Origin of the sequence: Pseudomonas sp. BIC9C (assembly GCF_034541995.1) — a bacterium.
GTDB lineage: Bacteria > Pseudomonadota > Gammaproteobacteria > Pseudomonadales > Pseudomonadaceae > Aquipseudomonas > Aquipseudomonas fluorescens_CC.
Map to the genome: position 1 here is coordinate 218,796 of NZ_JAWDGM010000008.1, position 12,538 is coordinate 231,333.

A 12,538-nucleotide genomic window follows, 5' to 3' on the forward strand; every position below is an offset into this window, starting at 1 on the left:
GCATGACTCACCTTCACCGCGACGTGTTCAGATCCAGTGGTAGAACCGTTTCATTTACCCGGCGTGGAGGGTTTCAGAAATGAGCCCTTTACTCTTGATGATGACCGCAGGCGTCGGCATCGCGCTGTTGTTGTTCCTGGTGCTCAAATACAAGTTTCAACCCTTCGTAGCCTTGATGCTGGTGAGCATTCTGGTGGCGCTGGTGGCCGGGGTGAAACCGGCCGATCTGGTCGCTACCATCGAAGGCGGCATGGGCAAGACCCTGGGCCATATTGCGATCATCATTGCCCTTGGCGCGATGATCGGGCGGATCATCGAACTCTCCGGTGGTGCCGAGGCGCTGGCCAAGACGCTGATTACCCGTTTCGGCAATCGGCGTACGCCCCTGGCCTTGACGATTGCCGGCTTCATGGTCGGAGTGCCGGTGTTCTTCGAGGTGGGTGTGATCATTCTGATGCCACTGGCCTACGGTATTGCCCGCAGTGCGCGTAAGCCGTTGTTGGTGTTTGCACTGCCGATGTGCGCCGCATTGTTGACCGTCCACGCCTTCCTGCCGCCACACCCGGGCGCCGTGGCCGCTGCCAGCCAATTGGGCGCGGACCTTGGCCGTGTACTGATGTTCGGTCTGCCAATGACTGCGTTCCTTTGCTATGTCGGCTACCGCGTGGCCGGGCGCATGACCCGTCGGGTGTTCCCGATGACCGATGATATTCGCGCCGAGGTCTATGGCCCGCATGTCACCAACGAGGACCTGGCCGCCTGGTCCAATGGCAACGACAAGAGCCCTGAGCGAGCGGCTGTGGCCGTGTCGCACATGGGCCTGGAAGAGTCCACCAGCAGCATCGTTTCCAAATTGCCTGCGGCACCGGCGCCGGGTTTTGGCCTGATCGTCAGCCTGATTCTGCTGCCGATCATTCTGATTCTGCTGGGGACTCTGTCCACCTCGTTGCTGCCTGCGGAATCTACCCTGCGCGGCGTCATGACGGTGCTCGGTGCACCGCTGGTGGCGTTGCTGATCGACACCTTGCTGTGTGCCTGGCTGCTGGGTTCGCGTCGGGGCTGGAGCCGCACTCAGGTGTCCGACGTGATCGGCTCGGCCTTGCCCGGTGTGGCCATGGTGATCCTGATTGCCGGTGCCGGCGGCGTGTTCGGCAAGGTGCTGGTGGATACCGGAATCGGTGCCGTGGTCTCCGACATGCTGCGCACTACCGGTCTGCCCGTACTGGCGCTGGGCTTTCTGCTGACCATGCTGTTACGCGCGGTACAGGGCTCGACCACCGTGGCGCTGGTGACCACTGCCGGCATCATCAGCCCGCTGATCGCAACGCTCAATCTCACCCCGAACCACATGGCGTTGCTGTGCCTGGCCATGGGCGGCGGGGGCCTGGCCATGTCCCATATCAATGATGCCGGCTACTGGATCTTCACCAAACTGTCCGGATTGAACGTGGCCGACGGCTTGCGCACCTGGACGGTGCTGACCACTTTGCTCGGCACCTTGGGTTTCTGTATTACCCTGCTGATCTGGCCCTTTGTCTAACCCGTTATCTCAGGAGCTACCATGCCTCGTTTTGCTGCCAACCTCAGCATGCTTTACCCGGAACATGAGTTTCTGGATCGCTTCGCCGCCGCGTCGGCCGATGGTTTCGAAGCGGTGGAGTATCTGTTCCCCTACGACTACAGCGCTGAAGAACTCAAGCAACGCTTGAGCGACAACGGCCTGGTGCAGGCATTGTTCAATGCGCCGCCCGGTGATTGGGCGACGGGCGAGCGGGGTACGGTGTCGTTGCCGGGGCGAGAGAGTGAATTTCGTAGCGGTTTTGATCGCGCCCTGGAATACGCCGGCGTGCTGGGCAATTCACGCATCCATGTCATGGCCGGCCTGCTGGCCTCCGAGAATGACCGGGCACGGCATCACGGCATTTACCTGGAAAACCTCGCCTATGCCACCGCCCAGGCCGCCAAGGCAGGCGTCACGGTATTGCTTGAGCCAATCAATACGCGGGACATGCCGGGCTTTTTCCTCAATCGCCAGGATCAGGCCCAGGCCATCTGCAAGGAAGTGGGCGCCAGTAACCTGAAGGTCCAGTTCGACTGCTACCACTGCCAGATCGTCGAGGGCGACCTGGCCACTAAACTGCGTCGGGACTTCGACGGTATCGGTCACATCCAGATCGCAGGTGTGCCTGACCGGCACGAGCCGGACCTGGGAGAAGTCAACTATCCCTATCTGTTCGAGCTGATCGACCAGTTGGGTTATGACGGGTGGGTAGGGTGCGAATACCGGCCTCGAGGCAACACGTCTGCCGGCTTGCAATGGTTGCGGGACTGGAAGGCGCGTCAAGCGTAGTACGAAGCTGAACCATGGGCTCCGCTGGAAGCAGGAGCCCGTTGTTTCAGGCCTCTGTATTGTCCGATGGAAGTAACAGTTCGACTCCCTGCTTGCGGATGCCATCGGCCGCGGCAGGGGTCAACGCGTCATCGCTGAGGATAATGTCGAACTGCTCGAGATCGGCGATCCTGTACATGCTGAAGGTGCCATATTTCGAGCTGCTGGCCACCAGCACCACTTGCGAGGCCGATTGCATTGCAGCTTGCTTGACCTCCACCTTCAGCGCCGAAGGCGTGGTCAGTCCGCGACGCAAATCCCATGAGCTGGTCGATATGAACGCGATATCGGTGACGACCTGACGCAAGGTGGCAACCGCCAGGCTGCCCACGCACGATTGATTGGAGTGATCCAGTTGCCCGCCGGTATGGATCACCGTGACATGAGGCGCTTCGATCAGGGCCTGGACAATGCCGAAATCGTTGGTCACCACGGTCATGCCGGACAGCGCCTTGATGTAGGGGACAATTTCCAGGGTGCTGGTACCCGCATCCAGGTAAATCGCCATATCGGCATGCAGTAGCCGGGCGGCGAGTTTGGCCATGGCCTGTTTCTGCGGCAACTCCACCACCGCCTTGAGCTGATGGCTGGGCTCGCTGTGCAGCTGACTGGCGATTCGCACCCCACCCGTTACCGAGTAGGCACGACCTTCCTGCTCCAGCAACGCAATGTCGCGGCGTATGGTCATGTGCGAACAGTCGAACATTTCCATCAATTGATGAACGCTCAGCACCTGATGCTTGCGCAACTGTCGCAGCATCAATTCACGGCGCTGTTCAGGAATCATCGGTGCGCCGCTTTCGGCGGCCATGTCCTTTTGACTAGGCATTCAGGCTCCAGTAATGAAGAAATCCGCGGACAAGGAAGGCAGGCAAACATAGTAGCGAATCTGCGGCTGGATCAGTAGCGAGATGAGGCATCGAGCCCATTCCCCCTACCAGAACAAGGCAATCAGTGATTGTTTCGCCGCAGGACAACGTCATCGGCGCCGTTGATGACTTAGAAGCGACCCGACTGCAGGGCCTCGTTGCCATCCTCGCCTGGGGCGCTGGACAAACAGTTCCCGGATGCACCGTTCATTACCGCCAAACAAGTGCAAAACCTGTGGGAACAAGCCTGCTCGCGAAAGCGGTGTGTCAGATGACATCAATGTCACTGATATTCCCTTTTCGCGAGCAGGCTCGCTCCTAGAAGGTCAGTGCCTGACCGTTGTTTAACGGCTCTGCAACCATCCCAAAAAGCCACCTTTCCTCACCGCCACCGGTTTGGCCATCAACGCCATCCGGCTGTTCTGCTGCCGCACCGCTTGCAGCTTGTTCAGCGCCCGGTCGACTTCGCGTCGTTGTTCCATGCAACTGCGGGTCAGGGATTTGTCGAGGCGGTAGATGATGCTTGAGGTCATGGCAGTGAAGCGTGCCTGGGACGGCGTGTCGGCGAGGATGCTTTGTTCGCCCATGATTTCACTCGGCCCCATGCGCCCGGCTTCGACCTGCATGTTGCCGTCGGGGACCGTGGCGCTGACCACGCCAGTGGCGATGACGAACAGGCTGTCCGGTACTTCGTCCAGATCCAGCACCACCTCTCCGGCCGCGTATTGCTGCGCCACCATGTTCCGCGCCAGGCGATCACGCTCCTCGGCGCTCAGGGAGCGGAAGACTTTCACTTCATCGAGCAAGGCCCGGGCGCGGGTCGAAGGCTCGATCACCCCGTCGGGCTGGCGGGAGATGCCTGCCGCTTCGAGGTGCCGATGGGCGAGATCGAACAGCTGATTGCGCACTTCGCTTTTCTTGCCGAGCTCGGCGATGAATCCGCTGGCCACGTATTCGGACATCTCTTCGCCGGCCTCTTTCAACACCGCTTTGGGTGCAGGGTTCAGCAACAGGCTGCTGCTGCCTTGCAGGGTGCGGTCGAGGGCGTCGAGTACCCGGCGAGGGCGGATGTGGTTCGGCACCCTGATGCTGATCGACACCCCGTGCAGGTTGTTCGGTCGGCTGAGGTTGACAATCTTGGCCTTGGCCGCCACCGAGTTTGGCACGACCGCCGTGCTGCCGGCGCTGGTCAGCAGGTGTGTGGCGCGCCAGTCGATGTCGAGCACTTTGCCTTCAACGCCATCGATCACCACAAAGTCGTCCACCTGATACGGCTTGGTGGTGTTGAGCACGATGCCGGAGAACACGTCGCTCAAGGTGCTCTGTAATGCCAGGCCCACCACGATGGCGACGACGCCGGAAGTCGCGAGCAGACCTTTGACCGGCAGATCCAGCACATAGCCGGCGGCCGCGACGATGGAAGCCAGAAACACCAGGGCACCGATAACGTCCTGCAACAAACGGCCGCTGTGACCAATGCGGTGCATCAGCACCAGACCGAACACCTCGGTCAGCACCCGTGCGGCATACAGCCACCAGAGAATCCCCAGCGCCGTCGCACCGAGTTGTGCCGCCGGGTCATCGGCAAACAACGGCGCCTGCAACGGGCTGACGCCGGCATTGATGACCAGCGCACTGAACGCCAGAAACAACACCAGCCGCACACCGACCTTTGGCGCGCGATGCTTGAACGGCACGAGGTGCCAGAGCAGAGCGTCGAGCACCAGCAGCAGGGCGCTCCAGGACAACAGGTGGGCAGAGAAAAAGCTCATGGGATGGACTCCAGCGGGCACAAAAAGTCGCCACACCCTGGGGTGTGGCGAGTGGTTGCACTCAGTTCAGATGGGTCTTGAGTTCCGCCGCCGCTTGCCGCACGGCTGCCTTCACCTCGGGAATCCGGCTCAGCGGATTGAGCAGGCCAAAGTCATGAATCATCCCGTTGTAGCGCACCGAAGTCACCGGCACACCGGCGGCATCGAGATGGCGGGCGTAAACTTCGCCTTCGTCACGCAGCACGTCGAATTCGGCGGTCTGCACCAGTGCGGCAGGCAGGCCCTTGAGCTGTTCGGTGCTGGCATTGAGCGGCGAGGCATGGATCTGTGCACGCTCGGCCGGGTTGGTGGTGTAGTTGTCCCAGAACCACTGCATCATGCCTTTGGTGAGGAAGTGTCCCTCGGCGAACTGCTGGTACGAGCCGTCGTCGAACTGCGCGTTGGTCACCGGCCACATCAACAGCTGGAAGCGCAGGGCCGGGGTTTTCTGCTCCTTGGCCATCAGCGCCACGACTGCCGCCATGTTGCCGCCGACGCTGTTGCCGGCCACCGCCAGACGCTTGCCGTCGACACCGATCTCCTTGCCATGCTCGGCCACCCATTTCGTCGCGGCATAGGCCTGGTTGATCGCGGTCGGGTACTGCGCTTCCGGCGACGGCGTGTAGTCGACATACACCGCGACCGCGCCGGAGCCCACCACCAGGTCACGAATCAGGCGTTGGTGCGTCGGGAAGTCGCCCAATACCCAGCCGCCACCATGGAAGAACATGAACACCGGCAACTCGCCTTTGACCTTGGCGGGGCGCACCACTTTCAGGTTGAGGGTTTGCCCATCGACCTTGATCGCCTTGTCGCTGACCTCTACACCGGACAGGTCAACCTTCACCGAGGCCTGGGCACCGGTCAGTACCGCGCGGGCATCTTTCGGGCTCAATTGCTCAAGCGGTTTGCCACCGCCGGCGGCGAGAGCATCGAGGAAGGCCTGGGTGTTGTGTTCGACGCCAGTGCTTTGTGCAGCGAACGCGTTGCCGATGGACAGGGCGAGGAGGGAAGCGGCGAGGGTTTTCTTGATGTTCATGTGCAAATCCTTTTTAAGTCGTTTGAGTTTTTGTATGCCTTGGGATCGGGCTGCTGTGGCGCTGGGGTTTCGGCCTCAGCAACACCGTGAGCACAGATTAATGAGGTGCCGCAAAGTGAAAAAGCGGCCATAAAGCGTTTAACTGTCAACCGGAGCGTGACAATTAATCCGTTCGAAGGCATGCGCATTTTTGCCGGGTCATGGACTCCGGCAGCGTCACCGCTGATCAATTCAGTGCGCCGTTGTCATTTGGCGTGGCGCATCCGGGCTGTGTGTTGCCGCTGTTCCTGCAGCGCTATCGCGAGGTGACTGTTGGCGAAAGACATTCTCTCAGCACAAATCCTCCAGATTCGCACATCCGTACAATCGCTCGGCTCCAACGAAACCGAAAATAGCGCTTCTCAAAACATATCTGGAGAAGTGTTATGGCAACCGCAAAAGCAGCACCAGGCAAAGGCCTGATTGACCCGAGCAACCACGCTCTGATCCTGATCGACTTTCAGTCGCAGATGGCATTTGCAACCAAATCCATTGACGCTGTCTCACTGCGTAACAACGCTGCACTGATCTCGAAAGCAGCGAAGGAATTCGGCGTTCCGTCCATTCTTACCACCGTCGCCGAAAAAAGTTTTTCGGGCCCCATGTTTGAAGAGATCACCTCGGTCTTCGCCGGCCAGGAGCTGATTGACCGGACCAGCATGAATACCTGGGAGGACGAGCGTATAGCCGTCGCCGTGAACAAGATCGGTCGCAGCAGAATTGTTCTTGCCGGTCTCTGGACTTCGGTCTGCATTGTCGGGCCAGCGATCTCGGCTCTTGAACAAGGGTTCGAGGTCTACATCATTTGCGATGCGTGTGGTGACGTTTCAGATGAGGCTCATGAGCGCGCTATCGAACGTATGGTTCAAGCAGGTGCGCGTCCAATGACCTCGCTTCAATACCTGCTTGAACTGCAGCGTGACTGGGCTCGCGGCGACACCTATAACGAGACGGTGAAAACCGCTATCACTCACGGTGGCGGTTATGGTCTTGGTTTGATTTATGCCAAAACCATGTTTAACGCATCGGAAGGTCACTGATCTGTATGCGCCTCTCCCCACCAGGGGATGAGGCGCACTTTGACGGATAATCTGGAAGATTGGCATTGGGTACGAGTCTGTCGCATCGTTGGCCACTCCTTAGCAAACTGCAGGGAGGAGTAGGGAGGAAAGAGTGAGTACGATGACTGAAGAGCAGGCACCGGGTACGGCTTGGCAACCGCTTCGCCATGGATTGTTTCGCAGTCTATGGCTCGCCAGCATTGCATCCAGCATAGGGACGTGGATGCATGAAGTCGGGGCCGGGTGGCTGATGACCTCCTTGTCGGCCAGTCCTTTCATGGTGTCTCTGGTACAGGTAGCTGCTGCCGCTCCCATGTTCCTTCTAGCGCTGCCTGCTGGCGCGCTGGCCGACATCGTCGACAAACGACGTTACCTGTTGGCTGTCCAGGCAGGGATGGCCGTCATTGCACTTGCGCTCGCCTTGATCACCTTTGCGGACCTGATGAGCACTACGCTTTTGCTCCTGTTTACTCTGGCCATGGGGATTGGAACAGCCCTGACCATGCCAGCATGGTCAGCGTTGACACCCGAATTGGTGCCAGCCAGTGATCTACCCGCCGCGATATCGCTTAGTAGCGTGGGGGTCAACGTTGCCCGAGCACTCGGACCGGCCATCGCTGGCATCATCATCAGCCTGGCAGGGCCATGGGCGACATTTGCCGTCAATGCGCTGTCCTTCCTTGGCGTTATCGCGGTGCTCGCCTTGTGGCATCGTACGCCACAACAGACCGTATTGCCGGCAGAGCGCCTGTTTGGCGCTATACGTACGGGTTGGCGCTATACCCGTAGTTCACGGCACCTGCAGCGGGTTCTGGTGCGCGCCCTGGCTTTTTTCCTGGGTGCAAGCGCCGGTATGTCTTTGCTTCCACTGATCGTGCGAAGTGAGCTGAAGGGCAGCGCCGAGCAATTTGGGATCTTGCTTGGTTGCGTCGGGATCGGGGCGGTGGCGGGTGCAATGTTTTTGCCCAGGATTCGTCAGCATGTTGCTGTCAATCTGCTGGTGGCATCGGCCAGCCTAATCTATGCGGCAGTATTGCTGGCTTTGGCATGGATTCAGGATTTCTATCTGCTTGTCCCTGTGATGTTCCTCAGTGGCGCTGCCTGGATCGCAGTATTGTCCAGCTTTCAGGTGTCTGCGCAAACATCGGTACCTGCGTGGGTAAGGGCCAGGGCGTTGGCGGTCTACATCCTGACTTTCTTTGGCAGCATGGCTTTGGGCGGTGTGATATGGGGACTGATCGCCAGCTGGTTTTCGATCTCGATATCGCTGAGTTTTGCCGCCGTCATCATGGTGGTGGGAGCAGGGTTGGGCTGGTGGGTCAAACTGCCTGCGCTGAGCGCAGAAGACCTGGCCCCTTCGCTGCATTGGCCGCAACCGTTGATGGGTGTCGACGTTGAAGGTGAGCGTGGGCCTGTCATGGTTACACTCGAATATGAGATTGACACGGTGGATGCCGATGCCTTCAAAGAGGCTATGGAAGAGGTGCGCAGGATGCGGCAGCGCAATGGTTCATTTTCCTGGCAGTTGATGCAGGACACCGAAAACCCGCAACTGTGGATCGAGTTGTTTTTTGACGAGTCCTGGTACGATCATCTACGCCACCACGGTCGAGTCACTCGCGCAGAGTTGAAAATCGAATCAGCCGCCCGGCACTTTCAAATCGCTGGTAAGCCTGTACGTATTCGGCACCTGCTCAAAGGCTGACTGAACCGCGTTGAAACCCGCCGTTCAAATCATTAAAAACGTCAAGAAGTCCCCACTTCTATGGCGCTACTATCTACTGCGGTTCTGTCATATGGGTTGCAATTGAGTCGGGATTTGGAGCAGCGCCAAGCACGGTTGGAAGCGCTACGCTTCGATATCGAGCACAAACGGGTCGATCCGGTATGTCATGAGGCAATGAAACAAACGTCCTGTTAAGCCCTGGCGGTGCGTCCCGTGCCTTACACCCGCAGACGCAACGTTTCGAAGAGTTGCCGATCTTCCTTTCTGGCCGAACGGGCATGACGCCGAATGACCTGCAACAGGCAATCGGTGAAGCAGAGTGCCGGGTTGCTCAGCGCCCCGTTGCGTCGGGTGACGATGCTCAGTTGTCGGGGCTCGAATTGCTCGCTCAGCCCCAGAGACACCACGCGACCCAGGAATGGCGGGGCTGTGCTCACAATGGACGGCCCCCAGGTGCACATGTTGGCCCGCTCGACCATCATCTGCAAAATGGCCAGTGAATGGGCGCGCACGATTCGGTTCTCATCAATTTGCGCACCGTGTTTCCAGAACAGTTCCTGCATCAGCCCATCGTGCCCGTCCGGCGCGTAGTTCAGGGTCCAGTTTTCCTCCAGTAACTCGTGGATCGATCGTGCGTGCTGTCGGGCGTGACCCTCGCGGACCAGCACCGAAGTCTGGTAATCGAGCAAGGTTTCGCAAGCAAATTCCTGAGTCGATTGTGCCGGATGGAGCTGACCGATCGCGAAATCCATGCTGCCGTCGCGTAACAGCGGTTGGGCAACGGCCATCAGGCTTTCAAACAGCTCCAGCTTGATTTGCGGCATGCGCTCGCGAAATGCCAACACCACTTCGGGCAGGAAGGTCAGGGCGATCCATGGGGTGATCCCGACGCAGAGCCGTCCCTGGGCCTTGCCGCGCATATGATCGAGCTCGGTCTGCGCATGTTCGAGCTGCTTGATCACCAGCCGCGCGTGGGTCAGCAGGACTTTCCCGTATTCGGTGAAGTGCAGGCCGCTGGGGGTTCGGGTGAACAACGGCAGTTGTTGACTGGTTTCCAGTTCGCGCAATGCTTTGGTCACGGCGGCCTGGGAAATCTCCAGCGAGCGCGCGGCCGCCCGGATGCTGCCCGTTTCGGCACTGGCAATCAGTGCCTGTAATTGATGCAGTTTCATCTGACCACCTTGATGACAACCAATGGTTGTCATCATAACCAAACTGCGCCTCCCCAGCCCAGCGCCTGTTCCCTAAGATCGAACCCAACAGCGCTTTCGCTGCTGCTCAGACCCTGTCGAAGGAGAACACCCATGAATGCCGGCCTGGTCCTGCCTGGTATTGCCGCGATACAAGATGAAATGATCGCGATACGTCACAGCATTCACGCGCACCCTGAACTGGGGTTTGAAGAGTTCGCCACCAGCGAGCGGGTCGCGCAGTGTTTGACCCGGTGGGGCTTTGAGGTCAGCACCGGCGTGGGCAAGACCGGGGTCGTTGCCACCCTGAAAAATGGTGAGGGCCGGTGCATCGGTTTGCGCGCCGACATGGATGCGTTGCCGATACAGGAAGCCACCGGTTTGCCCTATGCCAGCCGGATCGACGGCGTCATGCATGCCTGCGGCCACGACGGCCATACGGCAATCCTGCTGGCGGCAGGGCAGTATCTTGCCCGGACACGGGCGTTCAAGGGCACGCTGCAGCTGATTTTCCAACCGGCGGAAGAAGGACTGGGCGGTGCCAGGAAAATGCTCGAGGAAGGGTTGCTCGAACGGTTCCCGTGTGACGCGATCTTCGCCATGCACAACGTGCCGGGCTATCCCGTCGGGCATTTGGGTTTTTACAGCGGGCCGTTCATGGCGTCTGCCGACACCGTGAACATCAGAATCATCGGCAATGGCGGTCATGGAGCGGTGCCGCACAAAGCCGTCGACCCCGTGGTGGTTTGTGCCTCGATCGTGATGGCCCTGCAAAGCATCGTCTCGCGCAATGTCAATCCGCAGGAGATGGCGATTATCACGGTGGGCTCCCTGCATGCCGGAAGCGCCTCGAATGTCATCCCGTCCAGCGCCGACATGAGCCTGAGCGTGCGCGCCCTGACCCCCGAGATTCGCCACTTGCTGGAGGTTCGAATCACTGAATTGGTCCAGGGCCAGGCCGCGAGTTTCGGTGCTCAGGCCCACATCGATTATCAGCATTGCCATCCGGTGTTGATCAACGATCCCGAACACACTGCATTCGCCCGTGAAGTCGCCCGCGACTGGCTGGGAGAGGAGCACCTGATCGATGACTTGCGGCCGTTCACAGCCAGTGAGGACTTTGCCTTTGTCCTGGAAAAATGCCCCGGCAGTTATCTGGTGATCGGCAACGGTGAGGGAGAGGGCGGGTGCCTGTTGCACAACCCCGGCTATGACTTCAACGACGGCTGCCTGCCGGTGGGCGCGAGCTACTGGGTCAAGTTGGTCGAGCGTTTTCTGTGTTGAGACGGCGCTTTTTTGCGCGTCATTTTGGTAAAAATCTGCAGCCTGGAGAGGAATAAAAATGAACAAGATGATTGCAGCCGTTTCCCTGGTGTTCCTGACGGCATCGAGCCTGGCCGGTGCAGCCGACTGGTCTGGCAAAGTGTTGAGACTGGGGGTGGACCCAACGTATCCACCGCTGGAGTACAAGAATCAGGATGGCACGCTGACCGGCTTCGGGGTCGACATCGCCGAGGCGCTCTGCGCCGAACTGAAGGCCCGATGCGTCTGGGTGGAAAGCAGCTGGGACGGGATGATCCCGGCACTGCTGGCGCGCAAGTTCGATGCGGTGGCGTCTTCGATGACCATCACCCCCAAACGCCTGGAACAGATTGCGTTTACCGACAAGGTGTCCAATGCACCGGCACGCCTGGTGGCCAAACGTGGATCGAGATTACAGCCTACCCTCGAATCGCTCAAGGGCAAGCGCATTGGTGTGGAGCAGGGCTCGACCCAGGAGTCCTACGCCAAAGCGGTGTGGGGTTCCAAAGGCGTCGACATTCTTTCCTATCAAAATCAGGATCAGGTGTACGCCGACCTGGTAGTGGGGCGACTGGATGCTTCGTTGCAGGGTTCCATACAAGCCAGCTACGGCTTCTTGAAAACAGCGGAGGGCAAAGACTATGAGTTTGCCGGTGCCACCCTGGATGATCCGGGCTTCTTCGGCGTGGGTGATGGCCTCGGTCTGCGCAAGAACGATGTCGCCTTGCGCGAAGACTTGAACAAAGCCCTGGCAACCATTCTCGCCAACGGGACTTACGCGCGGATCAACAACAAGTACTTCGATTTTGACGTCTACGGTGCCAAGTAACCCACGGCCGATTCGTTGAGCAGGGCGCTCGTTAACTGGCCGAAGAAGGCAGGACGATGGTGGTGGTCACCCGCGAGATGGCGTTTGCCAGGCAGGTGTCCAGCCGCGTGATCTTTCTGCATCAGGGGCCGGTGGAAGAACAGGGCGCGCCGGGCAGTGTTCTGGAGCATCCCCGCAGTGAGCGCTTGCAGCAGTTTCTGGCGGGGAGCCTCAAGTAACGCCAAGTGCTGCGCTGGCTGTCGGGACCACCATCTGGTGCTGGTTAGCTGGAGACCACTACAAC

The 12,538-nt window shown here is 59.4% G+C and carries 10 protein-coding genes and 2 pseudogenes; 8 read left to right on the forward strand and 4 right to left on the reverse strand.

Annotated elements, in window-relative coordinates; all coding sequences use genetic code 11:
• The first annotated feature begins 79 nt into the window (after nt 1–79).
• Both RS887_RS28635 and otnI read left to right on the forward strand, forming a co-directional pair.
• Complete coding sequence (locus RS887_RS28635; RefSeq protein ID WP_322618030.1) at nt 80–1,540, forward strand: SLC13 family permease; 1,461 nt, start codon at nt 80–82, stop codon at nt 1,538–1,540.
• Nucleotides 1,541–1,561: 21 nt separating this feature from the next.
• Nucleotides 1,562–2,350, forward strand: coding sequence for a 2-oxo-tetronate isomerase (gene otnI, locus RS887_RS28640; RefSeq protein ID WP_322618031.1), 789 nt, complete (start codon nt 1,562–1,564; stop codon nt 2,348–2,350).
• A 46-nt stretch (nt 2,351–2,396) separates the two neighbouring features.
• On the opposite strand, the gene RS887_RS28645 is transcribed toward otnI, so the two are convergent.
• From RS887_RS28645 to RS887_RS28655, 3 genes are all read right to left on the reverse strand, one after another.
• A complete protein-coding gene (locus tag RS887_RS28645; RefSeq protein ID WP_322618032.1) occupies nt 2,397–3,218 on the reverse strand; it encodes a DeoR/GlpR family DNA-binding transcription regulator in 822 nt (273 codons plus the stop codon).
• 384 nt (nt 3,219–3,602) lie between these two features.
• On the reverse strand, nt 3,603–5,030 hold the full coding sequence (locus tag RS887_RS28650) for a mechanosensitive ion channel family protein (RefSeq protein ID WP_322618033.1): 1,428 nt from the start codon (nt 5,028–5,030) through the stop codon (nt 3,603–3,605).
• Nucleotides 5,031–5,091: 61 nt separating this feature from the next.
• Entirely contained in the window at nt 5,092–6,108 is a 1,017-nt protein-coding gene (locus RS887_RS28655; protein WP_322618034.1) for an alpha/beta hydrolase, read from the reverse strand.
• Between the two features lie 233 nt (nt 6,109–6,341).
• Here RS887_RS28655 and RS887_RS30680 point away from each other — a divergent pair.
• The 3 genes and pseudogenes from RS887_RS30680 to RS887_RS28665 form a co-directional block, all read left to right on the forward strand.
• A pseudogene (locus RS887_RS30680) lies at nt 6,342–6,458 on the forward strand (LysR family transcriptional regulator); the annotation flags it as partial.
• A 75-nt stretch (nt 6,459–6,533) separates the two neighbouring features.
• On the forward strand, nt 6,534–7,187 hold the full coding sequence (locus RS887_RS28660; RefSeq protein WP_322618035.1) for a hydrolase: 654 nt from the start codon (nt 6,534–6,536) through the stop codon (nt 7,185–7,187).
• A gap of 142 nt (nt 7,188–7,329) precedes the next feature.
• Complete coding sequence (locus RS887_RS28665) at nt 7,330–8,913, forward strand: MFS transporter (RefSeq protein ID WP_322618036.1); 1,584 nt, start codon at nt 7,330–7,332, stop codon at nt 8,911–8,913.
• 239 nt (nt 8,914–9,152) lie between these two features.
• On the opposite strand, the gene RS887_RS28670 is transcribed toward RS887_RS28665, so the two are convergent.
• On the reverse strand, nt 9,153–10,106 hold the full coding sequence (locus RS887_RS28670) for a LysR substrate-binding domain-containing protein (protein ID WP_322618037.1): 954 nt from the start codon (nt 10,104–10,106) through the stop codon (nt 9,153–9,155).
• 132 nt (nt 10,107–10,238) lie between these two features.
• Between RS887_RS28670 and RS887_RS28675 the strand changes: the two genes are divergently transcribed.
• From RS887_RS28675 to RS887_RS28685, 3 genes and pseudogenes are all read left to right on the forward strand, one after another.
• On the forward strand, nt 10,239–11,408 hold the full coding sequence (locus RS887_RS28675; protein ID WP_322618038.1) for a M20 aminoacylase family protein: 1,170 nt from the start codon (nt 10,239–10,241) through the stop codon (nt 11,406–11,408).
• A 58-nt stretch (nt 11,409–11,466) separates the two neighbouring features.
• Nucleotides 11,467–12,255 carry an ABC transporter substrate-binding protein gene (locus RS887_RS28680; protein WP_322618039.1) on the forward strand — a complete coding sequence of 263 codons (789 nt, stop codon included), beginning with the start codon at nt 11,467–11,469 and terminating at the stop codon, nt 12,253–12,255.
• Nucleotides 12,256–12,290: 35 nt separating this feature from the next.
• Nucleotides 12,291–12,473 (forward strand): annotated as a pseudogene (locus tag RS887_RS28685) (histidine/lysine/arginine/ornithine ABC transporter ATP-binding protein); the annotation flags it as partial.
• Nucleotides 12,474–12,538: the final 65 nt, after the last annotated feature.